This window comes from Cloacibacterium sp., from assembly GCF_047601505.1.
GTDB lineage: Bacteria > Bacteroidota > Bacteroidia > Flavobacteriales > Weeksellaceae > Cloacibacterium.
The window spans coordinates 144,855-170,000 of the sequence record NZ_JASGJD010000001.1 but is presented as its reverse complement, the minus strand read 5'-3'; the positions used below and the strand labels follow the sequence as shown (position 1 = coordinate 170,000).

Here is a 25,146-nt window from a genome sequence, read left to right as displayed (position 1 = left end):
GAAACGATAAATCTAGGGTCATAAGCTTTGCCACACATAGCGTAATTACCAGCACCAAATGAATTTCCCATAATTATAGTAAACTTTGGAACAACAGAATTTGCCACTGCATTTACCATTTTGGCACCGTCTTTTATGATGCCTCCATGTTCTGATTTTGAACCTACCATAAAACCTGTTACATCTTGTAGAAAAACCAAAGGAATTTTTCTTTGATTACAATTGGCAATAAATCTGGTAGTTTTATCTGCAGAATCCGAATATATTATACCTCCAAATTGCATTTCTCCTTTTCCAGATTTTACCATTTTTCTTTGATTGGCAATAATGCCAACACTCCAACCGTCAATTCTTGCGGTACAGCAAATAATCGTTTTTCCGTAATCTGGTTTATATTCTTCGAAATCTGAGTTATCTACTAATCTTTTGATGATTTCATACGTATCATATTGTTCTGCTCTAGAGGCTGGTATAATTCCAAATATTTCTTCTGGATTTTTTTTAGGTTCTGAACTTTCAATTCTATCAAAACCTGCTTTTTCAAAGTCTCCAATAGATTTCATAATATTTTTAATTCTATCGAGAGCATCTTTATCGTCTTTGGCTTTATAATCAGTAACTCCAGAAATTTCGCAGTGTGTAGTTGCTCCACCAAGCGTTTCATTGTCTATATTTTCACCAATTGCTGCTTTTACCAAATAACTCCCTGCAAGAAAAATAGAGCCAGTTTTATCTACAATCATAGCTTCGTCACTCATAATTGGAAGATAAGCTCCACCGGCAACGCAACTTCCCATAATCGCTGAGATTTGAATAATCCCCATGGAAGACATTTTAGCGTTATTTCTAAAAATTCTACCAAAATGTTCTTTGTCTGGAAATATTTCGTCTTGCATAGGAAGGTAAACCCCTGCAGAATCTACCAAATAGATAATTGGAAGTCTGTTTTCCATCGCTATTTCTTGAGCTCTTAGATTTTTTTTTCCTGTAATAGGGAACCAAGCTCCAGCTTTTACGGTAGCGTCATTGGCTACAACGATGCATTGTTTACCAGATATTTTACCAATTTTCACGATAACTCCACCACTTGGGCAACCGCCATGTTCTTCGTACATTTCATTACCTGCAAAAGCGGCAATTTCAATTGCGTCATTATCATCATCTAATAAATAGGAAATTCTTTCTCTAGCGGTAAGTTTTCCTTGGTCGCGTTGTTTCTGTAATGCTTTTTCGCCTCCACCTTTTTTAATTTTGGTATAGAGTTGATTAATTTCAGCAAGTCTTAATTTATTAATGTCTTCGTTTTTATTGAATTCTAAATCCATATCCTAAAATGTGTCTCTAAAAATACACATTTTAATAAAAATAAAAAATGAAAAGTAAATGAGAAATTTTATGAATTTGTTTCGTCTTGATAAAAAATAAAAATTTAACTTTTTTTTAAGAAATATTAATGATAAAAATCACGTTTTAGTCTCAAATAGAATGGATGAAAGATTTTTCCTAATTAGTTTTTTATAGTTTATTATTTGATGCCGCCCAGAATTTCGAAGGATGTTTTGGGCGGTGTTATTTTTTATTATTTACCTAAATAATGAAAATAAGTGATTATTTTTGCAATAATAAATAATGACTATGTACAAATCTGCCCATTTTAGGCTACACCTTATTGTTTTTCTTTGGGGTTTTACTGCAATTTTAGGAAAGTTAATTCATGCGAATGCTGAAGTTTTGGTATTTTATAGAATGATTTTTGCTGCCACTTTTCTTTACATTTTCATAAGATTCATCAAAAAAGATAATATAAAAGTTTCTAGAAAATTGCTGTTAAAATTAATAGGAATTGGTAGTTTAATGGCTTTTCATTGGTTATTTTTCTTTAGCTCTATTAAAGTTTCTAATGTTTCTATTGCTTTGAGTTGTTTAGGAACTTCTACGTTGTTTGCAGCCTTAATAGAACCTTTGGTTTTCAAAAGAAAAATAGATTTATCTGAAATATTAATGGGAATCGTAATTGTGATATGTATTTCTTTAATTTTTAAAGTAGAATTTCAGTATAAATTAGGGATTATTTATGGATTAATTTGTGCACTTTTAGGCACTATTTTTTCTGTATTTAATGGTAAAATATATGGCAAAACATCTTCGGGAAACATTATTTTTTATGAAATTTTCGGAGGATGGGTCGTAATTAGTTTATATTTTCTGTTTTCAGGACATATTTTTCAAGTTGGCGAAATAAGTTACAGAGATTTAGCGTTATTAACCATATTAGCGAGTCTATTTACTGCTTTTCCAATGTTTGAATCGGTGAATCTTATGAAATATATTTCACCTTTTACATTGATTTTAACAGTGAATTTAGAACCAATTTATGGTATTATCTTGGCTTTTTTTATCTTTGGAGAATCAGAAAAGATGAGTGCTATTTTTTATATCGCTTCGTTGGTAATGATTTTGGCAATTGTAATAAATGGAATTATAAAAGCTAGAAAGAAATCTAAACTTGAAGCAGTAGAAAATACGCTTTAGATTATAAACAAATTTGATGAAGAAATATTTATTTATTTTAACCTTATTGTCCGTTTTCAGCAATGCTCAAATCGTTAGAAAATATTCTAATGAATTTTTAAATATTGGAGCTGGAGCAAGAGGTTTAGCAATGGGAGGAGCTGTAATCTCTAACCAAAACGATGTTTATGCGCCAATGTGGAACCCCGCAGGATTAACAGAAATTGATAGAGATTGGCAAGGTGCAGCAATGCACGCGGAATATTTTGAATCTATTGCAAAGTACGATTATATCTCTTTTGCAAAAGCGTTAGATTCTAATGATGGCGTTCTTGGGATTTCTATCGTTAGATTAGGTGTTGATAATATTTTGAATACCACACAAATGATAGATTCTGAAGGAAATATAGATTATGATAAAATTTCTAAATTTTCTACTTCAGATTATTCAGGTATTATTTCCTATGCGTTTCATCCCGCTGGAAAAGAAAAATTAAGCGTAGGTGTTAATGCAAAAATTGTATATAGAAACGTTGGGAAATTTGCTAACGGTTTTGGTTTTGGTTTTGATTTGGGAGCGATTTATAATGCAGATTCTGGTTATAAATTTGGTGCAATGCTTCGTGACGCTATTACGACAGTTAATTTTTGGTCTATCAATCAAAAAGAATTATCAGCAATTGTAAATGGTGAAGAATTTAATCCCGCTCCAAAAGATAAAATGGAGATTACAATGCCAAAATTAAATATGGGACTTTCTAAAAACTTCGAGCTAAATAGAGATTTAGAATTGCTTCCAGAAGCTGGTGTAAATGTAGATTTTGCCAAAACAGCAGCGCTTATTTCAACAGATTTTGCCAGTATCACACCTTATCTTGGTGCAGAATTGAGCTTTCAGAAAATGATTTTTGTGAGAGCTGGAGTTAATAAATTTCAAAATGTAACAGATATTGAAGATTTAAAAAGAAAAGTTACTTTTCAGCCAAGTGCCGGAATTGGAATTCGCTACCGTGGTTTAACTTTAGATTATGCCATTACAAGTACTGGAATTGGAGGTAGCAATTACTTCTCGAATTTCTTTTCTTTGAAATTAGATATGGGCGAATTTAGAAATTAAAATAAAAAAATGAATGCTCTAAAGTAATTTCATTTCTATTAAAACAGAAAACTTTCAATAAATTTCATACATTTACTTTCGTAAAAATTATTCAAAAAAATGAAAAAAATAATATCACTTTCGTTGCTTTTTAGCTTAACTTTATTGTACGGACAAAAACTTTCTGATTATGAATATGTTTATGTTCCAGCAAAATTCAAAGATTATGAAACGAATCAATACAATTTGAATAATTTATTGAAAAAAGCTTTGGAAAGCAAAAAATACAAAGTGATACAAGAAGAAATGGCAAATTGGCCTTCGGAATTGAGACAAAATCCTTGCAAAGTGCTTAATGCAGAACTTCTTAACGACTCTAATATGTTTAGAAATAGAGTGAAATTACAGTTTTCAGATTGTCAGAAAAAAGTAGTTTCTGAAACCAAAGGAAATTCAATGCTCAAAGAATTTGATTTAGGTTTTCAAGATGCACTTAAACAATCTTTGGCTACAATTCCTGCTTCTATGCCAGACCCAAACCTTGCTTCTTCTAATATTAAAGAGACTATAAAAGAGGCAGTTCCTTTGCCAATAGACCAAAAAGTGGTTCTGGAAGAGAAAAAAGATACACCTTCTCCTACAGTTTCAGAAACCAAAAAAGCAGAATCTTACACCAACGGAAAAGTTAATTTGCAAAAAATACAAATCTCGAAAGACCAATTTATTTTGGTGAGTTCTAGCAGTTCTGTTCCTTTTGCTACTTTCAAAAATACAACTAAAGCAGATGTTTACAGAGTGACTTTAGAAAACGGAATTTCTACTTTAGGTTACTATGAAAACGGAAATCTGGTGATTGAAATCCCAATCAATGATGGAAATTATAAGAAAGAAGTTTTTACAGCGAAATAAAAAGAAAAGCATCAAGAAATTGATGCTTTTTTATTGATTAAAAAACTCCCAAACAATTTTTCCTTTCTGTTTCCCAAGAATTTCTTCCAAAGTTTCTAAGTTGGATTCCTTTATTCGTTTTACAGATTTTAGTTTCTTTAGAAGCAATTCTATGGTTTTTTCGCCCACTCCAGGTATTTCTTCCAATTCAGATTTTATAGTATTGTTGGTTCTACGCGTTCTATGATGTTTTACTCCAAATCTATGAGCTTCGTCTCTTACTCTTTGCAGAATTTTCAAAGTCTCCGATTTTTTATCTAAATACAACGGAATAGAATCTTCAGGGAAAAATATTTCTTCTAAACGTTTTGCAATACCTACAATCGTTATTTTTCCGTATAAGCCTAATAATTTTAAACTTTTTATGGCAGATGAAAGTTGTCCTTTACCTCCGTCTATCAAAATTAATTGAGGTAGATTTTCACCTTCGTCTAACATTCTTTTGTAACGCCTGTAAATTACTTCTTCCATCGTTGCAAAATCATTCGGACCTTCCACTGTTTTTACGTGAAAAATTCGGTAATCAGATTTACTTGGTTTTCCATCTTTGAAAACAACACACGCCGAAACAGGATTGCTCCCTTGAATGTTTGAGTTGTCAAAACCTTCAATATGTCTCGGTTCTACAGGCATTCTGAGCAGTTTTTGCATTTCTGCCATAATTCTGTTGGTGTGTCTTTCGGGGTCAATAATTTGAACTTGTTTCAGCTTTTCTAGTCTGTATTCTTTGGCGTTTTTTTCTGAAAGTTCTACAATTCTTTTCTTATCTCCAACTTTTGGAACAATCAATTTGATGTTCGGAATTTCTATATTCAAATGAAAAGGAAGCAAAATTTCCTTAGATTCAGAAGCAAATTTTTGTCGGATTTCTATTAAAGCTTCTTCCAAGATTTCTTCATCGGTTTCTTCTAAAACTTTCTTAATTTCTGTGGTAAAACTTTGTACAATATTTCCGTTTCTAATTTTGAAAAAATTGACATAAGCAGCGGTTTCATCACTCGTCATCCCGAAAACATCTACATCATCAATATTAGGATTTACAACCGTATTTCTCGCCTGATAATCATCTAAAAAATCTAATCTTTCTTTCACGGTTTGTGCTGCTTCAAACTCTAAATTTGCAGCAAAACGAAACATTTCGTCTTCTAAATATTTTCTTGCTTTTCGGAAATCTCCTTTAATAATTCCACGGATGGCGTCTATTTTTTCGTCATAATTTTCTTTGCTTTCTAAACCTTCGCAAGGTCCTTTGCAATTTTTGATGTGATATTCTAGGCAAACTTTATATTTTCCGTCATCAATTTTTTTTGGAGATAAATCTAAACTACACGAACGAATTTTATACAAATTTTTAATCGTTTCCAATAAGATTTTAGCTGGACGAACTTTGGCGTAAGGTCCATAATATTCGCTGCCATCTTTTACGACATTTCTGATCATGAAAATTCTAGGAAAATCTTCATTTTTAATACAAATCCAAGGATAAGTTTTGTCGTCTTTCAACATGACGTTGTAGAACGGTTGATGCTCTTTTATCAAATTGTTTTCTAATAAAAGTGCGTCGTATTCGGAGTTTACAACGGTAGTTTCTAGCCTTACGATTTTAGAAACCATAATTCTGGTTCTGTATCCGTTTTGATTTTTGTTGAAATAAGAATGGACTCTTTTCTTCAAATTCTTGGCTTTTCCAACGTACAGAAGTTGTCCGTTTTTATCATAATAACGGTAAACTCCGGGTTCGGAAGGAAGTGTTTTGAGTTGAAGTTCTAGGTTTTCATTCATAGAACAAAAATAGTGAAAAAGTTGCTACCGTCATTGCGAGGAGTGAAACGACGAAGCAATCTATTGAAATGTATTATTTCATTTCCATTGCTTCAATATAAATTGCTTTTCCTTTTGGCAAAAGAACAGGTTCTACAAATGGTTGTTCATCAAGAATTTTCACAGAAGTAATGGCAGATTTATCAAGCAAAAGATATTCTTTTTCGTCAACGAAATGTTTGTTGAGAACGATAGGCAAGAATTGGTCAGCTTTTGAAATATTGTATTCCGAATAAAAATTCTGAAGATTTAATAAAACAGTATTAGGCTTGAAAGTTATTTCCAAAACACCATTTTTTGCTTTTTCACCATGTAAGTTAACTGCTTTTTCACCTTTAATAACGGTTATACTTTCAATATTATTAGGGATAAAAGCTGTTGCATAAAAAAAAGTTTTTTGCCCATTTGCTACTACCAAAGGAGCATCTTGCTTAGAATAAATACTTTTTGAGGTTTGATTTGAAGAAGATGTTCTAATGTCAAAATTTTGAGCAAAACTCATTTGAGTAAATGATAAAACAACAAGAAATAATATTTTTTTCATGGTTATATATTTTATTTACGAAGTTACAAATAAATCAATTCCGAACCACCTATTTTTTTACCCAAATTTTCCATTGTTTTTTGGTATAAATCAATTTGTTTTTGATGTTTTTCAGAAGGTTCACCTGTTTTAAAATCAATAATAAACCAAGCGTCATCTATTTTTACCATTCGGTCTGGTCTGTAGGTTTTTCCTTCAATTAACAATTCTCTTTCGCTTAAAACTTCTTGATTTTCAGTGAAATATTTTGGGTGTTTTTCTATAATTTCAAAAATTCTATCGGCAATTTCAGACTTTTCAGTTTCGGTGATTAATCCTTCTAAAAGATAAGATTTCAACACTTTTTCAATATCACTTTTATCATTAATTTTTGACAAAATCTCGTGGGTGAAAATTCCTTTTCTCACCTTTTCATTTCTTTCCTGATAATTTTTAGAAGGTGTAGCAATCGTAATGTTTGCAGATTTTTCGTGCTTTTGAGTGAGAGATGTAATCTGTTGAGAAATGTGTTGTTTTTCCTCTTTTTTGCTTTGCTTTTTTAATGAATTTTCATCGATTTTAAAAATATCAAAACAATCTAAATTTTCTAAATTTTTAGTTTTCAAGAAATCATAAATTTCTATTTTTGATGGTTTTTCTACACCAGTTTTACTGTCGATTCCAGGTTTTTGAACATAAAGAAACAATTGTTCTACAGGTCTGGTTGTGGCAACATATTGCAAACACAATCTGTCGATGAAATTTTTGTACGTATTTTCTTCATTAAATTCAGAAATTTCTTTGTCATAAGTTTGCAGTTTTTTGTCGAAACCATTAACATTTACAGATTTCAGTTCTTCGTTATTTTCTAAAGAAAACCAATCTTGAATTTTATTATCATAATGTGCATTTTCCATCGGTAGAAAAACAATAGGAAATTCTAAACCTTTCGCTTTGTGAATGGTCATCAATTGAATAGCATCAATATTTTCAGAAGCTTGAATGCTCGTATTTTTGCCTTCTTCTTCCCAGAAATTGAGGAAATCTTTCAAAGTTGCACCAGCATTTTGCGTATAATTGTAGAGCAATTCTAAAAAATTGAGCAAAAAATCGGTTTCTTTATCTTTTACCGAAAATTCGTGGATGTAATATTCTATAAAATTGTACAAATTAAGATGCGGAAAATCTTCTTGTTTTAGAGCAACTTCATATTTTTCTTTGATGAAATTTTCGATGTCTTTTTTGCTTTCGAGGTCTAAAATTTGTTTCATTTCCACCGAAAAATCTTGCATTGTTATTCTGCCAGATTTTTCTAATTCGTACATCATTTTTACCAAAAATCTTCTGTTTTTAGGAAAAGTTTCCCAATACAAAAACTGAATTAAAGCTCGAATCGTCCCCGAAAGTTCCAATGTTAAACCTTTTTCCGAAATTGTTTTAATGTAGGTTTCTTTGCCTTTGTAATTCACCTTTAGATTTCCCAACAATTTAGAAAAATTGAAAATATCTTTGTTTCCTCTGCAAAGAATGGTAATGTCGCTAAATTCAAAATCGTTATTGATGCACTCTTGCAAATCTTGCTGCATTTTTTCTGCACATTCTTGGTAATATGTTTCCTTTAAATCATTTTCTAAAAAATGGACTTTCACTCTGCCTTCTTTTCCAGAAAAAGCAGTTTGTTCTGCATCTTTTCCAAATAATTTTGCGTGTTCTTCGTTAAGAAAATTTCCGTAAAAATGATACAATTCATTGTTGAATTTTACAATATTTTTGGCACTTCTAAAGTTTTGTTGAAGCGTTTCTATTTCTACTTCAATGGGAGCAACTTCCTTTTTATTGATAATGTCGAGCATTATTTCTGCATTTCCACCACGGAATCTGTAAATGCTTTGTTTTGGGTCTCCAACCAACGTAAAACTACTGTTTTCGGTTGCAATGTTGTGGTCTCGAAGTGGAAGAAAATTCATCCATTGTAATGCAGAAGTATCTTGAAATTCATCAAAAAAGTAATGTTGAAATTGCGTTCCTACTTTTTCATAAATGAATGCAGAAGGCTCGTTGCGAAGATTCTCGTTGATGAGAACATTGAATTTTGATAGTAAAATTAAATCGTTTTCGTCTTCAATTTGTTGCAATTGGTCTTGAATTTCTTTGTTGACTTTCAACGGAAGCAATGCTCGTAAAATTTTCTCTTTTTTTTCTCCGAGAATGTAATTTTGAATGATTTTTCTGCGATTTTCAATTAAAGTTTCTAGAATTCCGAAAATTTCAGATTCTTTCTTTTTACCTTTTGCAGAAGCTCCTTTTTGATAACTTTCGAGTTTTTTGTTTTCTTCGGCTTCTGTTTCGTAGAGCAAAGGTTCAGATTTTTCTATAATTCTATTGAAAAAACCGCCAATTCCGTTTTTACCATTGGCAAAATCTTCGATTTCTAATCCGTTGTTTTTAATTAAATCTAAAGAATCTTGAGCAATTTTTTTAGAATTTTCTTTCAGCTCTTTAATCTCTGTTCTGATGTTATTTTTGGTGTTTTCGTAAGCTTTCCAATCGAAATCTTTATTTTCTTCGAGCCAATGATAATGCTTGTCGTTTACAAATTCTTTAGCAGAATCGAGTAGCGTTTTATTGATGTTGACACGTTCATTTTGGTCGAGGCTATAATTGACAAAATCTAAAAAAGCTTCAGAAATTTGTTCATCTTCTCCAATTTTATTGAGCATTTGGTCAACCGCTTCAATTAAGAATGGTTCTGGTTGAATTTCTAAGTTAAAATTCTGCGCCAAACCTAATTCATAAGAAAAACTTCTCACCAATTTTGTGTTGAATTTATCAATCGTACCAATATTTAAAGTAGAGTAGTTGTGCAAAATGTAATCTAGCACTTTTTGCGAACGTTGATGCAAATCATCAAGTGTAATTTTCTTGCCTTGTTCCTCAAATTTCTGCTGAATTCCGAGCAATTTATCGTTTTCGGCATAGTTTTCTTGTGTAAATTCTTTGAGCCAAGAAAGAATTCTCTCCTTCATTTCATTGGCTGCTTTATTGGTAAACGTCAATGCCAAAATATGACGAATAGCGTCTTTTTGATATGGATTTTCAAGGCAAATCATCAACACTCTTTGTACCAAAGTGTATGTTTTACCAGAACCGGCAGAAGCATTGATGGCGATGTATGGTTTCATTTTACTAATTTCTTGAATTTTTTTGGAAATAAAAAATCCGTTCAATTTTTTTGAACGGAATTCAGTTATTGTTTGTGGAAATATTAGTAGCCACTAAATTTCACTAGTGAAAATTTTAAGAATTTTATCATTTTTAGAAAATTCATTTCCGAATATTGATTTTAGAAAAGGAATTTTCAAATCATTGTGTACAATCATCCACATTGGATTTCCAAATGTCTTTGGGTATCCTGCATCAGCATCATCTTCTCCATTCCATCTAACAGCAATGCACATTTCACCACCATAAAATCTACCATAAGCAATTGAAAATTCACCGTTATCATAAACAACTTCTACTAATTCAAAGTTACCAGGTTTAACTAATTCTGGTTTCATAATTTTGTTTTTTTTTGTTTAATTTTTAAAAAATTTAGAATTAATGTTTCCTATTTTATAAATATAAATACCTTTAGGAAGAAACTCAACGTCTAAAGAAATTATTTTTTCAGAGTTCATGAAAGATTTATTTAAGACTATTTTGCCATTTTGATCATAAACTTGTAAATTATTATTACCATTATTTGGATTTATAATATTTAAATTTTTATTTGTAGGAATAGGAAAAGCCGAAAGTTTATTTTTATATGTAATTTCTTTTGTTGTTAAGGAATTGGTTGAAAGATTATAAATTTCTGTTGAGTTAGTTGCTAGATTAAAAAGTCTTAATTTGTTTTTATTTGCGTTACTGTCATGATAAATATGAAAATCAAATTCATTTTCTAAATTGTAGCCATCACCAAAATCTTTCACTATTTGCCCATCTTCATTATATATTATTATTTTATATGTAAATTCATTAATAGTAGTATCATATTTGGCAAAAGCAACGACTATTTCCAACAAATTATCAAAATTAAATAGATTCTTTGAAAGAAAGAAATTATCATACGCTCTTATTACCATTTCATATCCCACAGGAATTGTTGGAGTGAACTGTTTCTTCAGAGAGTAGTCTGAATTGTAAATTTTTATTGTGGAAAGATTCCAACCAACAGTATAATAATAAGTTTCAGCATTATTTGTAAAAACTTGGAGATTCTCGGAAGGATAAGTTTTTTCAAGTGTAATTTGCCCAAATGCATAACTAGTGATAATAGTTGAAAGCAATAAAGATAATAGATTTTTTTTCATTTTAAAATTTTTTGTAAAGTTATATAAGATGTTTTGATTAAAAATACGGGAAACCGTAATGTCAGAATTTTTGTTTGTTATACATTAGTTTTTTTTCAAAAGTACCGCTATTAAAAGCAAAAATTGATATTAATATTACTAATACAAGAAAAAAATTACTAATTCCAAAAAATATTTTTACATTTGAGTAAAATATTTAGAAATGAGTTTAGGAGAAAAACTGAAACAAGCAAGACTTACAAAAAACTTTTCACAAGAATATATGGCAGAAGTTTTACAGATTTCGCAAAAAACATATTCTAATTTTGAGAATAATAAGACAAAACCAGATTTTAGCCAAATAGAAGAAATATCTAAAATTTTAGAAACAAGTATTTTAGAGTTTCTTTCAGGTGAGAATATGTCTTTTTATCAAAATAATTCAGGAGTTAATAATGGTTTTGTAGTTAATAACCTATCTGAAAAATTAATAGAGCAATACGAATTGAGAATTAAAAAACTGGAAGAAGAAAATAAATATTTAAAAAATCTTCTTGATAAATTTGTAAAATAGAATTTATATTTTTTAACATAGCGTTCCTACGGAACGCCTTTTTTTGCTGTTTTTTCTACACACATTACGTTCCTACGGAACGAAAAAAATCCGCTCAAAAAAATTGAACGGATTTAATATAATTTATAAGCGGATTGCTTCGTCAGTCGTTGTACTCCTTCCTCGCAATGACGATTTTCGAGTCTTCCATCTTCCGATTTTGCACTTCCTGCTTTTTTACATCATTCCTGGCATTCCTCCTCCCATTGGTGGCATTGCGCTTTCAGGTTTTGGTACTTCTGTGATTACACATTCTGTAGTTAATAACATTCCTGATACAGAAGCAGCGTTTTCTAAGGCAACTCTGGTTACTTTAGTAGGGTCTATAATACCAGCTTCTAGCATATTTACATACTCGTCAGTTTTTGCATTATAACCGAAATCTCCACTTCCTTCTGCTACTTTAGCTACGATTACAGAACCTTCACCACCTGCATTTGCAACGATTTGTCTTAGAGGTTCTTCAATCGCTCTTTTTACGATTTTGATACCTGTAAATTCATCTTGGTTAGCTCCAGAAAGATTGTCTAGTGCAGCAATTGCTCTTACTAAAGCAACTCCACCACCAGCAACGATTCCTTCTTCTACAGCAGCTCTTGTTGCGTGAAGCGCATCGTCAACTCTGTCTTTTTTCTCTTTCATTTCTACTTCAGAAGCAGCACCTACATAAAGAACAGCAACTCCACCAGCTAGTTTAGCTAATCTTTCTTGCAATTTTTCTCTGTCGTAATCTGAAGTTGTAGATTCCATTTGAGCTTTAATTTGAGAAACTCTACCTTTAATTTCTTCTTCGTTACCAGCTCCATTTACGATGGTTGTATTGTCTTTATCAATGGTTACTTTTTCTGCTCTTCCTAGCATGTCAATGGTAACATTGTCCATGTTGAAGCCTCTTTCTTCAGAAACAACTTGTCCACCAGTTAAGATGGCAATATCTTCTAACATTGCTTTTCTTCTGTCTCCAAAACCTGGAGCTTTTACTGCTGCAATTTTAAGAGAACCTCTTAATTTGTTTACAACTAAAGTTGCTAAAGCTTCACCTTCTACTTCTTCAGAAATAATAAGAAGCGCTTTTCCTTGCTGAGCAACTGGTTCTAAAACTGGCAATAATTCTTTCATTGAAGAGATTTTTTTCTCAACTAAAAGAATAAAAGGATTGTCTAATTCTGCCACCATTTTTTCTGCATTGGTAACGAAATATGGAGATTGGTAACCTCTATCGAATTGCATACCTTCTACTACATCTACTGTAGTATCAGTTCCTTTTGCTTCTTCTACGGTAATTACACCTTCTTTACCAACTTTAGAGAAAGCTTCAGAAATTAAAGTTCCGATAGTTTCGTCGTTATTTGCGGAAATAGAAGCTACTTGTTTAATTTTTTCAGCAGAATCACCTACAGATTGAGATTGAGATTTAAGATTTTCTACAACAGCAGTTACTGCTTTGTCGATTCCTCTTTTCAAATCCATAGGATTTGCACCAGCTGCAACGTTTTTAAGACCTTCTCTTACGATAGCCTGAGCCAAAACTGTAGCGGTAGTAGTACCGTCTCCAGCAATATCATTGGTTTTAGAAGCAACTTCTTTCACCATTTGAGCGCCCATGTTTTCTACTTTGTCTTCTAGCTCTATTTCTTTCGCTACAGACACACCGTCTTTGGTTACGTGAGGAGCACCGAAAGCTTTCTCGATTACTACGTTTCTACCTTTTGGTCCTAAAGTTACTTTTACTGCATTAGCTAATGCATCAACACCTCTTTTAAGAGCGTCTCTAGATTCAATATCGAATTTTATTTCTTTTGCCATAATTTTTTAGATTGTATTAATGTACTATGTAGAATGTACAAAGTACAGAGTTATTTTTATGAAATTTTTATAAATACATTGTACATTTTACTTTGTACAATGTACAGGTAAATTATCCAAGAATTCCTAATAAATCAGATTCTCTTACAATTAAATAATCTTTACCGTCTAGTTTCAATTCAGAACCGGCATATTTACCGTAAAGAACTCTGTCGCCAACTTTTACTGTCATTGGTTCGTCTGGTTTTCCATTTCCTACTGCAACTACAGTTCCTTCTTGTGGTTTTTCTTTTGCGGTATCAGGGATAATGATTCCCGATGCAGTCTTAGTTTCTGCTTGTACAGGTTCTACTAAAACTCTGTCTGCTAATGGTTTAAAATTTACTGACATATGTATAATTATTTTTAAATTTTCTGTGATGGAATTCCCCAATTTTGTGCCAATAGCAATTGAAAATTAAAAATTAAAAATTGAAAGTTAATTTGGCAGAATTCTGACAGTTGATGTGAAATTTTGGCAGAAAAAAACCACTCAAAAAACTTTGAGTGGCGTATTATTTAATCAATTATTTTGGTATTAATTTTTCTTTCCTGCAGCTTGCATTGGATTTACCATTCCTGGCGAAACACCTCTTGCACGTTGCTGTTGTCTGTCTTTGAATACTTGGAACTTGGTGGGTTCTGAGAATGTTCCCCAGAAGTTGTTAGAAGTATCAATGTCAGCAGTTTCTTTCATTGGGTCTAGTTGAATAGACTTTAATTTTTTGTCGAAGAAATAAGTTTTAGAAACAGATTTTTCGTTTTTTCTCCAAATTTGAGCAGAGATTTTATCGTTTAATTTAGAGCCGTCTTCGAAAGTGAATTCTAGAATAAGAGGCATTACCAAACCTCCTTTGTTAGAGAAATCTATTTGATAACCAGTTAGATTTTTGAAATTTGCTCTTTCTTTTTCAGTTAAATTTTCTGCGGCGTCACCTTTAATTGTGTATTCTTTAGTAGTGTCTACATTTTCTAAACCTCTGTCATATCTCCAGTAAAAATCTTGAGTAGAAGTATCTTTGTCTGTATAGAAAGTGATTTTTTTATCTTCTCGGTTTCTAATTTTAGAAATATCTTCAAAATCGTTAACAGCAGGTTTTTCTACTTTATATTTAAATTCTCTAGGAGTTGCTTTGCCGTCAAAATCTGGTGTTGCTACGGTTACTTTGTCAATTGCAATATCAACAGGATCTGTACTGTAGAACCAACCTCTCCAGAACCAATCTAAATCTTCGCCACTTGCATCTTCCATTGTTCTAAATAAATCTGCAGGTTCAGGATGTTTGAAAGCCCATCTTTTTGCATAGGTTTTAAAAGCTTTGTCAAAAAGCTCTCTTCCCATAATGGTTTCTCTCAAAATATTAAGTCCTGTTGCTGGTTTAGAGTAAGCATTTGGTCCAAATTGAATAATGTTTTCAGAATTAGACATTATTGGTTCCAATTGGTCTTTTGGAAGTTTCATGTAATCTACAATAGTATGTGCAGGACCTCTTTTTGAAGGAAATTTGTTGTCCCAAAGTTCTTCTGTAAGATATTCTACAAAAGTATTAAGTCCTTCGTCCATCCAAGACCATTGTCTTTCGTCTGAATTAATAATCATTGGGAAAAAATTATGACCAACTTCGTGGATGATTACCCCTAACATTCCGTTTTTAGTGCCTTCAGAATAAGTTCCATCTTTTTCGGTTCTTCCGTAGTTGAAACAAATCATTGGATATTCCATGCCGTTTGCAGCTTCTACAGATTGAGCAACTGGATAAGGATAAGGAATTGTAAAGTCAGAATATGTTTTAATAGTATGAGCAACGGCTTTAGTAGAATATTTTCTGTAAAGTCCATAAGATTCTTTAGGATAGAAACTCATTGCCATTACTTTATTGTTGTTTTCAGCAATTACTTGTGGCATTGCATCCCAAACATATTTTCTAGAAGAAGTCCAAGCGAAATCTCTTACGTTTTCAGCTTCGAAAACCCAAGTTTTTCTATTTTTAGATTTTGTTTTTTCTGCTTTTTTAGCTTCGTCTAAAGTCACAATTTCTACTGGTTCGGAAGCGTTTTGAGCTTTTTGCCATCTTGCAAATTGTTCTGGAGTAAGCACTTCTGCATAGTTTTTTCCAACACCGGTTCCGGCAACTACATGGTCTGCAGGAACATTCATTTTTACTTTGAAATTACCAAAAGTAAGGGCAAATTCTCCTCTTCCTGTAAATTGGTGATTTTGCCATCCTTGGAAATCTGAGTAAACACAAAGTCTAGGATACCATTGCGTCATGGTGAAAAGATAATTTCCTTCTTCTGGAAAGAATTCATAACCACCTCTTCCTCCCATTTTCATGCGGTCAGAAATATTGTAATTCCAATCAATTTTAAATTTGAAAGTTTCTCCTTTTTTTAATTTTTTAGGTAAATCTATTCTCATCATGGTTTTGTTTACCACATAAGAAAGCGGTTTGCCATTTTCGTCTGTTACTTTGTCTAGATTCACGCCATAGCCATTGTCTTTTGCAGGTAATTCAGAGGCAGATAAACGAGTGCTAGAAGTTTGCTTTAGTAAAGATGAACTATTGTCATATCCCGCATTTTTTACAGAAGATTGCTGATTTTCATCTAATTGTAACCAAATGTAATCTAGTTCGTCTGGGGAATTGTTATAGTAAGTAATCGTTTCAGAACCTTTTAGGTTTAGTTTGTCTTCGTCCAAATAAGCAGAAATGTCATAGTCTGCACGCTGTTGCCAATATTCGTGGCCAGGTGCACCAGATGCTGTTCTGTAATTATTAGGGGTTGGTAAAATGGTGCCCAATTGTTCAAATTTGTTCCCGTGGTTGCTGCCAGGGTTGTTTTGAATGTTTTGAGCGGAAATGCTCGCAAGAGAGCATAAAAACATAAAAATGCTTAGACTCCTTTTCATTATCAAATTAATTTTTTCAGATTTGTCAACAAATATAGATATTTGTTACAGAAAAAATCAATTTTTTTAAACTTTTACTTAAAAAATATAGGGGTTGTAGTTATTTTATTTGTTTATAATAGGACTAAACGGGTATTCTTTCTAAAGCCATCTTGATAGAAAAGATTAAAATTGGCGCTGAAACTAACATTACCCAATGCTTTTTCTTTAATTTTAAAAATGTAGAAAGGATGTAGAAAATACTCAGTACAATAATAACAACTGCAATTTGACCAATTTCTAAACCAACATTAAAGCCAAGAAGCGGTATTACAATGCTTTGCTCTTTTGCAAGCATCATTCTTACGGAGTTGGCAAACCCCATTCCGTGGATTAATCCGAAAATTAAAGCCAGAAAATAATTGAGTTTTATTAATTTGTCTTCGTTTTTAGAAAAAATAATGTTATCTAAGGCGGTGAAAACAATGGTACAAGGGATTAAAAATTCCACCCAATTGCTTGGGAATCTAATGATGTCAAAAGCACTTAAAGCTAACGTGAAAGAGTGTCCTAGTGTGAAAGCAGTAACTAAAATAAGTACCTTTTTTAAATCTTGAAAACTGAAAATTGCTACCAATGCTAAAATGAAAAGTTGATGGTCTAATGCATCAATCGAAATAATATGTTCCCAGCCTAATTGTAAATAAAAAAGAAAATCTGTCATCATTTTTAAAATAAAATACGAAAATAATGATTAATTTCGGAACGAAAATTGAAATGTTTTAATTATGAAGAAGTTTTTTTTGCTTTTCGGGATGTTCTTTTTTCTTTTGTCTTCTGCAAAAGATTTGCATCCGTATCATGTTGGTTCTGTGGAGGTTAATTATAATTCTAAAACCAAAACTTTCGAAGTTTCTGCTAGGCTTTTTTTAGATGATTTGGAAAGTGCACTCAATAAAAAGTACAATCAATCTTTGCATTTTGGAGATGAAAAAAGTAAAGATGCAATTAATAAAGCTCTAGGAAATTATTTTTCGGAATATTTTAAATTGAAAAATAATAATAAATTTCTAAAAATTAATTATTTGGGTTACGAAGAAGATAAAGAAGCGGTAAATATTTATTTAGAATCAGAAGTTACCGAAGCTCCCAAAAAAGTAGAAACCGCTGTAAGTTTGCTCTATAATTTGTACGATGACCAAATGAATATTGTGCACATTATCGTAAACGGAAACCGTAAAAGTAGTAAATTAAATTATCCGGATAGATATTTGTACCAAATGTTTTAAAAGTATGAGAAAAATATCAGCATTTTTATTGATTTTTCTAGGAACGTTTTTTTATGCTCAAATTTCCAAAGCTTATTTGGTGGGGATTTGGCGTGTAGAAAATGTAAGTTTTAATAAGAAAAATTCAACATTAGAACAAAAATCTAAAATGGAAATGCTAAAAAAAATGTTTTTGAAATCTAACTTTGTTTTCAAGAATAATAATTCTGTAGATTTTAATTTTCCTTCTCCAGAAATGGCGGTAAAAAACGGAACTTGGGATTTACAATCTGAAAGTATTGTCTCCATCAGCAAAGGAAAAGATAAAGTGATGAAATTTTTTGTAGAAAATAAAAACGGAAAATTTTATTTCGTTTTGGCAGATTTTCAGTTTCCTTATCTCATTTTAGAAGTGAAAAAATAGCTTACTGTTTAAATTTTCAGCAATAAAATTTAAACAGGATTTTAAAGATTCTCATTGAATTTATCACAAAAATCTTTTAATTCTGGAAAAAATTCTTCGTAGCATTTTCTTAAAACATCTTTATTGTATTGGAAAAATCCGTAAACAGGAACGGTGTTGTTTAGATATTTTGCTTTGTTCATTACATTAGTGAGGCTATATTCCATGCCCCAGTCGAAGCGGTAATTGTAGAGCCAATTGTCTTTTTGCATTCTGGGAAGAATTTTTCTGAAAGTTTCGGGCAAAATTTCTTCATATTTATCTAAAACTTCATAAACATGACAAGAGAAATCTCTCCATTCTTTATCAGATTTTATAGAAGTGTCATTGGCTAAAAAATAATCAAAAGTTACATCTACAAAAGCACCAGAATATAATCTCACTATAGGTTGGAAAACTTTTTTTGCTTCAGAAACTTTCGGGTGAACATCCGTAAAAGCATCTATTGCACGGTGAAGTGTGATGCCTTGCTGTATGCCTTCGGGCAAATTTTCTTTGTTTTTATTTTTGATAAAATCACCTATAATGTTTCCTACAATCTGTTCGTCTGTATAAGAAAGAAATGTGTGGGCAAGGTAATTCATAACTTTAGATTTTAAAGAAGGAAATAACTTAATATCTGTTTAAAATTAAGAAAAATCTACGATTAGAGCTAGGTTTTTTTAAAAAATCTTCTCGTGAAATTCTTCTATCTTGTTTACTCCTTCAATTTGTATTCCAAAGTTCTTTTTTGGGATTTTATTTTGCTTAGAAACGAAAATTTTATCATAGCCAAGCTTTTCTGCTTCTGAGATGCGCTGTTCTATTTGTGGCACAGGTCTTATTTCTCCGCTTAAGCCAATTTCTCCTGCAAAACAGTATTTCTCCGAAATTGCCAAATCTTCGTTACTACTCAAAATTGCTGCAATTACAGCTAAATCTAATGCCGGATCATCTGTTTTTATTCCACCAGTAATGTTGAGAAAAACATCTTTTGCTCCCAACATAAAACCTGCACGTTTTTCTAAAACAGCCAAAAGCATATTTAATCTTTTGGCATCAAAACCAGTAGAACTTCGTTGAGGTGTCCCATAAACTGCGCTAGAAACCAAAGCCTGAATTTCTAGCAACATAGGTCTGTTTCCTTCTAAAGTTACGGCAACAGCATTGCCAGAAAGTTCTTCGTATTTTTTGGTAATGAGAATTTCGGAAGGATTTTTTATTTCTTTTAAACCTTGAGTTACCATCTCGTAAATCCCGATTTCTTGTGTAGACCCGAAACGGTTTTTTTGTGCTCTAAGCAATCGGAAAAGGTGATTTCGGTCTCCATCGAAATTTAGAACCACATCTACCATGTGTTCTAGAACTTTTGGACCAGCGATTTGTCCGTCTTTCGTTATATGACCCACCAAAATTACAGGAATGCTGTTTTCTTTGGCAAATTTTATCAATTCGTTAGAACATTCTCTAATCTGAGAAATAGTTCCAGGCGAACTTTCTATTAATTGAGATTGTAGCGTTTGAATAGAATCTACAATCATAACGTCTGGTTGCAGATTTTTGGCTTCTTTCAAAATTTTTTCAACAGATGTTTCGGTGTAGAGAAAACAATGTGGATTTTGGATATCTGTTAATCTATCTGCGCGCATTTTAATTTGAGAAGCGCTTTCTTCACCAGAAACGTAGAGGATTTTCTTCTTCATTTTCAATGCCAATTGTAGTAAAAGAGTAGATTTGCCAATGCCAGGTTCTCCACCAATTAAAATCACAGAACCGAGAACAAGCCCGCCTCCCAAAACTCGGTTTAGTTCTTCGCTAATGGTTTTCAGACGTTGTTCTGTGCCAGTTTCTACCTCTGTAATGTTGATGATTTTTTGTTTTCCGCTTCCCAGAATATCATAATGAGAAGATTTTTTTTCTACAATTTCTTCTACTAAAGTATTCCATTCTCCACAGTTTTTGCATTGTCCGTGCCATTGAGAATATTGGGAACCACAGTTCTGACAGTAATATGCAGTTTTTATTTTTGCCACAAATATTTTTATTGATAATTAAAGTTGCAATTTACAAAAATTTGTGTTCTATGTTTTATTTGTGTGTGAGAAGAAAAAACTCCCGAAAAGTTAATTTCGGGAGAAAGGCTTATTTTACTACGAATTTTTTAGATGTTGTTTTGCTATTGCTAGATGTATTAAATATGAATAAGCCTTTGTTTAAATCAGATTTTTCAATACTGAATAAATTGGTGTTTGGTGTAAAGGTGTAAATTAGCTTTCCAGCTGCGTCGAAAATTTCTATTTTTTTGAATTTTTCTGATTTGTTTTCTAAGAAAATTTTCCCATCAGATTCGTAGATTGTAATTTCTTCGTTTTTAACAATGTTTGATGTTGCTAAAGTAGCATCTGGCTTGTAAACTATTTCGAAACGATTTTTTACATCTCCCGCATCAGCATAAAACTGATAGTTTTCTTGTGAAAGATTTATTGTTTTGTTTAAAGTTTTATCTCGAAGATAAACCGCTTGACTTCCATTGAAAATTCCCTCAACTTGAGAAATGGAGATTTCGTAGTTTCCTTTTTCAAAAAATGTAGCACCTAAAGTTACTATATCATTATTGGTGAAAGAGTTGTTTCTGCCTTGTATTACAAGATTTTTATTGTCAATAACAGAATAAAACATGTCGGAAGATTTTGCGATTTGTTCTGAATCATAACCTCTGTCTAAACCATTGGTGGCTCCTTTTACATATCCAATTAATAAGGTGTTGAAATTTTTAGCAGGCGTTGTAAGTTTTAGCCATATTTTATTATCTGTAGAAGCTGTTCTTGCATTGAAAAAAGTTCCTTTGCTAGATGTTCTCATGCTATTATTAAATGTAATGTTTGCATTACCTGTATTTGTTTTTTTGATAATAAAGCCTTGTCCTACAACTATTTCGTCAGTAGGAACGATGGTGGAGTTTACAGCTCCAACTCCTCCAGTTAAATTTCTTATAGCATAGTTTGCTCCGTCGTAGCTTGAGCCTTGCATTATTGGTGGATTAGGATTTACATTAGTCCAGAAATAAGCAATTGGCTCTATTATTGAAGAATTAGCACTGTAAAATTGACTAAAACTAATATTGGAAGGAAAAGGGTTTCCAATAAGATTAAAACCATTTCCGTTTCTTTGAATAGGAAGTGTAACAATTCCGTTATTAGGAATGCCAACAAATGTCCAATCACTAGTTGTATTGGATGTGGTATAGTTGTTTGGTGCTCTTATTGCGTACCCTTTTCCTTTTGTGAAAGTGTATGTGTTTTTATCTTCAATGTTTGTTATACTTAGAGTGTTATTTGGATATGAATTTTTTATGAATAAACCATCAAAATAGTCATTACTTTCATTATAAACATAGAATCTAGTGTCTAAAGTATTTGGTGAAAAGTTTTTTACATTTTGTTCACTTACCGGTGCTCCCCAATAGTTGTAATCTAAGCGTTTTAAAGTTGCTTTACGTTTTACGGTAATGTTGCCAATGTTTTGAGCGTTATTATTTATTTGAACAAGATTTGCATCAGACTCAACAGTCATAGTTCCAGATGTAAGTTCCAATTCGCCGGTTATAGTGAATTTTTTACCAGTTGGAATTACGATTTGAGCATTGTTTTGTATCTCTACAGAACAAGCAGTAATGTCGCTAGAAAGCGTAAAGTTATTTGTAAATGTAACTTTTTTTGTTGCGTCTGGTGCTCCGTTACTCCAAGTTCCATTGTAAGTTGTAGAAGGGGATTTTACTGAAGCTACCGCTGAAAATCCAGAACAATTGCCATTTGACAAAACGGCTCTATAATACATTTCTGTAGTAAGTTTATCTGGTAATAATAATGTATTCTGTGTGTTTGCAATATCGGTTACATTACTAGAGAAGTCGCTTAAAGTAGAAGATTGCCATTTTACGATGGTTCCAAAATATCCTGACAATGTAAGAGTGTTTCCAGTATTGTATTTACTGCAAATGTTTAAACTATTAATTGTACCAGGTGAGATAGGTTGATAAACGGTTACGTTAACTGTGCCTTCTGAAGTATAGGTGTTTCCAGATTTTGTTATTGATATTTTGAGTCTGAAAGTATAATTTCCGGGAATAAGATTGTTCACTGTTAAAGATTGAGTGTTTTGGGTTGAAAATCCCGAAAAATTAGTTGGTGCACTATCAAGATACCAAGTATAAGTTTTCGTTAAAGTTATGTTTGAGTTTGCTGGTGCTGTTAATGTTACGAAATTATTTTGTGAAGAATTATAGCACAAACTGCTTGGTGATGAGGTAGGTGTTGCGTTAATAGTACCTCCAGATTGGTTTACGTCGCAGAAGTCGCCTGCAACTGCGTTTCCGCTTCCTGCGCAGTTACTATAGGTGAGATTTCCAATAATTAAGGAATTTTGATTAGAACAACTTGCGCCTACTAAGCCATATCCGTTAATTCCACTTCCGTTATTACAATTTCCAGAACCAGTATTGATTATGCTTACTTCTGCGTCGGCTTTAAGTTTGAGATAGACATTATTTTGATTCCAAGCAACGGTGCCAGCATCTAATAATAAATAGCTAGTGTTGTTGAGTTCAAGATTGATGTTTAAGGTAAGTTGACCTTTTACAATTAAATCGCCAATGTTGTAAATAGAGGTAGAAGAAGGAGTGTTGTTTCCGTTTCCATAAGTTCCTACAGTAATAGTATGTCCGTCTTCTATTGAAACGGAATAATTTCCAGATGTTTGTCCAGGGAATTGCGTTGCGGCTGTCCAACCAGATGCAGTGTAAATCTGCCATTTAGTATAGTCTGCCCAGTTGCCAGATGCAATGGTTTTGTAATCTCCAATATTCTGAGAATATAGTAGATTCACCAATAGTACGAATACTATGGTGTAGAAATTAGTTTTCATCACTTGTGTATAGTTAGTTTGTGTTAAGACAAAAGTAAATGATTTTTTTTCAATTGAGACTAATGCATTTTACGTATTTTTTGCTGTTTTTTTTCAAAAAGTATTGTCAATAGAAATTATTTTCTTAAAGATAAATTTTGTTTTTTGGGACTTTATGTAAAATCCCCTAACTTTGCACAAACCTAAATCTAATGAGTAAAAAGAATACCAAGTACATCTTTGTAACAGGAGGTGTTACTTCATCTTTGGGAAAAGGCATTGTTTCTGCATCTCTTGGCCTTCTCCTAAAATCACGTGGCTTTAAAGTTACCATACAAAAGCTAGATCCGTATATTAATATTGACCCAGGAACACTTAACCCTTATGAACATGGAGAGTGTTACGTTACCGAAGACGGCGCAGAAACGGATTTGGACTTAGGACATTATGAAAGATTTCTAGATTCTCCCACTTCACAAAATAATAATGTTACCACTGGAAGGATTTACCAAACGGTAATAGAAAAAGAAAGAAGAGGAGATTTTCTTGGGAAAACAGTACAAGTAATTCCTCATATTACCAACGAGATAAAACGCAGAATCAAAATTCTTGGAAACAAAGATTATGATATTATCATCACAGAAATTGGTGGTACGGTAGGAGATATAGAGTCTCTTCCTTACATAGAAAGTGTAAGACAATTGAAATGGGAGTTGGGAGAGAACAATTCTATGGTTATTCATCTTACTTTGTTGCCTTATCTTTCTGCGAGTGGTGAGTTGAAAACAAAACCTTCTCAGCACTCTGTAAGAATGTTGATGGAATCTGGCATTATGGCAGATGTCTTGGTTTGTAGATCCGAACACAAAATTCCTAAAGATGTAAAATCTAAATTGGCTCAGTTCTGTAACGTTCCATTTGAGAATGTTATCGAAAGTATGGATGTAGAAACCATCTATCAAGTTCCTTTAGAATTGCAAAAACAAAAATTTGATGAGGTAGTTCTAAAAGAATTGGCGTTGCCAGTTAATCAAGAATCTGATTTGAAGGATTGGAAAAATTTCCTCAAAAAATATAAAAATCCGAAGAAAAAAGTAGAAATAGCTTTAGTAGGGAAGTATGTTTCTTTGCAAGATTCTTATAAATCTATTGTAGAAGCTTTTATCCATGCTGGTGCTGCTCAGGAAACTGAAGTGAAAATCAGATGGATTTACAGCGGAGACCTTACCGAATCTAATCTTGACGAAAATTTCAAAGGAATAGATGGGATGCTTATTGCGCCAGGATTTGGAGATAGAGGTATCGAAGGAAAAATTCTCGCTGCTAAATTTGCTAGAGAAAATAAAGTTCCACTTTTGGGAATTTGTCTTGGTATGCAAATTATGACGATTGAATTTGCTAGAAATGTTTTAGGTTTCCGAGATGCTAATTCTTCAGAATTCGATCTTACAACAAAACATCCTGTAATTTCTTTAATGGAAGAACAAAAAAACATTATCGAAAAAGGTGGTACCATGAGATTGGGAGCTTGGAAATGTCAATTAAAACCCAATACAAAACTTCTAGAAATTTACGGAAATAGAAATATTACCGAAAGACACAGACACCGCTATGAATTCAATAGTGATTTCTTAGAAGATTTTGAAAGTAACGGAATGCAAGCATCTGGTATAAACCCAGACACCAAATTGGTAGAAACAATAGAGATGAAAAATCATCCGTTTTATGTTGGTGTGCAGTATCATCCAGAATATAAAAGTACGGTGGCAACGCCGCACCCGTTGTTCTTGGCTCTGGTAAAAGCAAGTTCTAAAAAATAAATAGAAGCTCCTTATTTTGGGAGCTTTTTTTGTAAATAATAAAAAACGACATTTTGGCAAAAATTTCCTATTTTTGTCAGCTAAAATAAATAGGAATAATATTTGAGAATTGTAATCTCAGATTTTAAAGTTC

Annotated in this window: 20 protein-coding genes (1 of these 20 cut by a window edge); 7 read left to right on the top strand and 13 right to left on the bottom strand. The window is 32.2% G+C overall.

Annotation, left to right across the window (positions count from 1 at the left end):
* A protein-coding gene (locus QM746_RS00725; protein ID WP_414982460.1) for an acyl-CoA carboxylase subunit beta crosses the window boundary here: on the bottom strand, nt 1–1,325 show its 5' portion. 304 nt of this gene lie to the left of the window's left edge; only the first 1,325 of its 1,629 coding nucleotides appear in the window; its start codon is at nt 1,323–1,325; the stop codon falls past the left edge of the window.
* Nucleotides 1,326–1,635: 310 nt separating this feature from the next.
* Here QM746_RS00725 and QM746_RS00720 point away from each other — a divergent pair, with 310 nt between their 5' ends.
* The 3 genes from QM746_RS00720 (at nt 1,636) to QM746_RS00710 (ending at nt 4,516) form a co-directional block, all read left to right on the top strand.
* Nucleotides 1,636–2,532, top strand: coding sequence for a DMT family transporter (locus QM746_RS00720; RefSeq protein ID WP_414982459.1), 897 nt, complete (start codon nt 1,636–1,638; stop codon nt 2,530–2,532).
* A 16-nt stretch (nt 2,533–2,548) separates the two neighbouring features.
* The gene (locus tag QM746_RS00715) at nt 2,549–3,628 is read left to right on the top strand and encodes a PorV/PorQ family protein (protein WP_414982458.1); all 1,080 of its coding nucleotides are present in this window, start codon (nt 2,549–2,551) and stop codon (nt 3,626–3,628) included.
* Between the two features lie 99 nt (nt 3,629–3,727).
* On the top strand, nt 3,728–4,516 hold the full coding sequence (locus QM746_RS00710; RefSeq protein WP_414982457.1) for a hypothetical protein: 789 nt from the start codon (nt 3,728–3,730) through the stop codon (nt 4,514–4,516).
* A 30-nt stretch (nt 4,517–4,546) separates the two neighbouring features.
* Here QM746_RS00710 and uvrC read toward each other — a convergent pair whose 3' ends face one another.
* From uvrC to QM746_RS00685, 5 genes are all read right to left on the bottom strand, one after another.
* Nucleotides 4,547–6,337: an excinuclease ABC subunit UvrC gene (uvrC, locus tag QM746_RS00705; RefSeq protein ID WP_414982456.1), complete on the bottom strand. Its 1,791-nt coding sequence runs from the start codon at nt 6,335–6,337 to the stop codon at nt 4,547–4,549.
* Nucleotides 6,338–6,410: 73 nt separating this feature from the next.
* Nucleotides 6,411–6,920, bottom strand: coding sequence for a hypothetical protein (locus tag QM746_RS00700; protein ID WP_414982455.1), 510 nt, complete (start codon nt 6,918–6,920; stop codon nt 6,411–6,413).
* Nucleotides 6,921–6,943: 23 nt separating this feature from the next.
* On the bottom strand, nt 6,944–10,081 hold the full coding sequence (locus QM746_RS00695) for a UvrD-helicase domain-containing protein (RefSeq protein ID WP_414982454.1): 3,138 nt from the start codon (nt 10,079–10,081) through the stop codon (nt 6,944–6,946).
* A 93-nt stretch (nt 10,082–10,174) separates the two neighbouring features.
* Entirely contained in the window at nt 10,175–10,459 is a 285-nt protein-coding gene (locus QM746_RS00690) for a hypothetical protein (RefSeq protein WP_414982453.1), read from the bottom strand.
* Nucleotides 10,460–10,477: 18 nt separating this feature from the next.
* Nucleotides 10,478–11,254 carry a T9SS type A sorting domain-containing protein gene (locus QM746_RS00685; protein ID WP_414982452.1) on the bottom strand — a complete coding sequence of 259 codons (777 nt, stop codon included), beginning with the start codon at nt 11,252–11,254 and terminating at the stop codon, nt 10,478–10,480.
* A gap of 202 nt (nt 11,255–11,456) precedes the next feature.
* Between QM746_RS00685 and QM746_RS00680 the strand changes: the two genes are divergently transcribed.
* Nucleotides 11,457–11,807 (top strand): helix-turn-helix domain-containing protein, encoded by a 351-nt coding sequence (locus tag QM746_RS00680; RefSeq protein WP_414982451.1) that lies wholly within the window; start codon nt 11,457–11,459, stop codon nt 11,805–11,807.
* Nucleotides 11,808–12,023: 216 nt separating this feature from the next.
* Here QM746_RS00680 and groL read toward each other — a convergent pair whose 3' ends face one another.
* The 4 genes from groL to QM746_RS00660 form a co-directional block, all read right to left on the bottom strand.
* A complete protein-coding gene (gene groL / locus QM746_RS00675) occupies nt 12,024–13,652 on the bottom strand; it encodes a chaperonin GroEL (protein ID WP_414982450.1) in 1,629 nt (542 codons plus the stop codon).
* A 112-nt stretch (nt 13,653–13,764) separates the two neighbouring features.
* The gene (locus tag QM746_RS00670) at nt 13,765–14,043 is read right to left on the bottom strand and encodes a co-chaperone GroES (protein WP_213190461.1); all 279 of its coding nucleotides are present in this window, start codon (nt 14,041–14,043) and stop codon (nt 13,765–13,767) included.
* Nucleotides 14,044–14,229: 186 nt separating this feature from the next.
* The gene (locus tag QM746_RS00665; protein ID WP_414982449.1) at nt 14,230–16,602 is read right to left on the bottom strand and encodes a M1 family metallopeptidase; all 2,373 of its coding nucleotides are present in this window, start codon (nt 16,600–16,602) and stop codon (nt 14,230–14,232) included.
* Nucleotides 16,603–16,726: 124 nt separating this feature from the next.
* The gene (locus QM746_RS00660; protein WP_414985103.1) at nt 16,727–17,305 is read right to left on the bottom strand and encodes a HupE/UreJ family protein; all 579 of its coding nucleotides are present in this window, start codon (nt 17,303–17,305) and stop codon (nt 16,727–16,729) included.
* Nucleotides 17,306–17,369: 64 nt separating this feature from the next.
* Between QM746_RS00660 and QM746_RS00655 the strand changes: the two genes are divergently transcribed.
* Complete coding sequence (locus QM746_RS00655; protein WP_414982448.1) at nt 17,370–17,870, top strand: DUF6702 family protein; 501 nt, start codon at nt 17,370–17,372, stop codon at nt 17,868–17,870.
* Nucleotides 17,871–17,874: 4 nt separating this feature from the next.
* Nucleotides 17,875–18,273 (top strand): hypothetical protein, encoded by a 399-nt coding sequence (locus QM746_RS00650; protein ID WP_414982447.1) that lies wholly within the window; start codon nt 17,875–17,877, stop codon nt 18,271–18,273.
* Between the two features lie 41 nt (nt 18,274–18,314).
* On the opposite strand, the gene QM746_RS00645 is transcribed toward QM746_RS00650, so the two are convergent.
* The 3 genes from QM746_RS00645 to QM746_RS00635 all read right to left on the bottom strand — a co-directional run bounded on the left by QM746_RS00645 (nt 18,315) and on the right by QM746_RS00635 (nt 23,214).
* Nucleotides 18,315–18,896 (bottom strand): ACP phosphodiesterase, encoded by a 582-nt coding sequence (locus tag QM746_RS00645; RefSeq protein WP_414982446.1) that lies wholly within the window; start codon nt 18,894–18,896, stop codon nt 18,315–18,317.
* 78 nt (nt 18,897–18,974) lie between these two features.
* A complete protein-coding gene (gene radA / locus QM746_RS00640; protein ID WP_414982445.1) occupies nt 18,975–20,324 on the bottom strand; it encodes a DNA repair protein RadA in 1,350 nt (449 codons plus the stop codon).
* 109 nt (nt 20,325–20,433) lie between these two features.
* Nucleotides 20,434–23,214: a T9SS type A sorting domain-containing protein gene (locus QM746_RS00635; RefSeq protein WP_414982444.1), complete on the bottom strand. Its 2,781-nt coding sequence runs from the start codon at nt 23,212–23,214 to the stop codon at nt 20,434–20,436.
* A 191-nt stretch (nt 23,215–23,405) separates the two neighbouring features.
* Here QM746_RS00635 and QM746_RS00630 point away from each other — a divergent pair, with 191 nt between their 5' ends.
* Nucleotides 23,406–25,013, top strand: coding sequence for a CTP synthase (locus QM746_RS00630; RefSeq protein ID WP_414982443.1), 1,608 nt, complete (start codon nt 23,406–23,408; stop codon nt 25,011–25,013).
* Nucleotides 25,014–25,146 lie beyond the last annotated feature (133 nt).

Bases quoted from the DNA above. Each gene is read 5' to 3' on its own strand.
- QM746_RS00720 (WP_414982459.1), top strand. From the start codon at position 1,636: ATGTACAAATCTGCCCATTTTAGGCTACACCTTATTGTTTTTCTTTGG.
- QM746_RS00715 (WP_414982458.1), top strand. From the start codon at position 2,549: ATGAAGAAATATTTATTTATTTTAACCTTATTGTCCGTTTTCAGCAAT.
- QM746_RS00710 (WP_414982457.1), top strand. From the start codon at position 3,728: ATGAAAAAAATAATATCACTTTCGTTGCTTTTTAGCTTAACTTTATTG.
- uvrC (WP_414982456.1), bottom strand. From the start codon at position 6,337: ATGAATGAAAACCTAGAACTTCAACTCAAAACACTTCCTTCCGAACCC.
- QM746_RS00700 (WP_414982455.1), bottom strand. From the start codon at position 6,920: ATGAAAAAAATATTATTTCTTGTTGTTTTATCATTTACTCAAATGAGT.
- QM746_RS00695 (WP_414982454.1), bottom strand. From the start codon at position 10,081: ATGAAACCATACATCGCCATCAATGCTTCTGCCGGTTCTGGTAAAACA.
- QM746_RS00690 (WP_414982453.1), bottom strand. From the start codon at position 10,459: ATGAAACCAGAATTAGTTAAACCTGGTAACTTTGAATTAGTAGAAGTT.
- QM746_RS00685 (WP_414982452.1), bottom strand. From the start codon at position 11,254: ATGAAAAAAAATCTATTATCTTTATTGCTTTCAACTATTATCACTAGT.
- QM746_RS00680 (WP_414982451.1), top strand. From the start codon at position 11,457: ATGAGTTTAGGAGAAAAACTGAAACAAGCAAGACTTACAAAAAACTTT.
- groL (WP_414982450.1), bottom strand. From the start codon at position 13,652: ATGGCAAAAGAAATAAAATTCGATATTGAATCTAGAGACGCTCTTAAA.
- QM746_RS00670 (WP_213190461.1), bottom strand. From the start codon at position 14,043: ATGTCAGTAAATTTTAAACCATTAGCAGACAGAGTTTTAGTAGAACCT.
- QM746_RS00665 (WP_414982449.1), bottom strand. From the start codon at position 16,602: ATGAAAAGGAGTCTAAGCATTTTTATGTTTTTATGCTCTCTTGCGAGC.
- QM746_RS00660 (WP_414985103.1), bottom strand. From the start codon at position 17,305: ATGACAGATTTTCTTTTTTATTTACAATTAGGCTGGGAACATATTATT.
- QM746_RS00655 (WP_414982448.1), top strand. From the start codon at position 17,370: ATGAAGAAGTTTTTTTTGCTTTTCGGGATGTTCTTTTTTCTTTTGTCT.
- QM746_RS00650 (WP_414982447.1), top strand. From the start codon at position 17,875: ATGAGAAAAATATCAGCATTTTTATTGATTTTTCTAGGAACGTTTTTT.
- QM746_RS00645 (WP_414982446.1), bottom strand. From the start codon at position 18,896: ATGAATTACCTTGCCCACACATTTCTTTCTTATACAGACGAACAGATT.
- QM746_RS00635 (WP_414982444.1), bottom strand. From the start codon at position 23,214: ATGAAAACTAATTTCTACACCATAGTATTCGTACTATTGGTGAATCTA.
- QM746_RS00630 (WP_414982443.1), top strand. From the start codon at position 23,406: ATGAGTAAAAAGAATACCAAGTACATCTTTGTAACAGGAGGTGTTACT.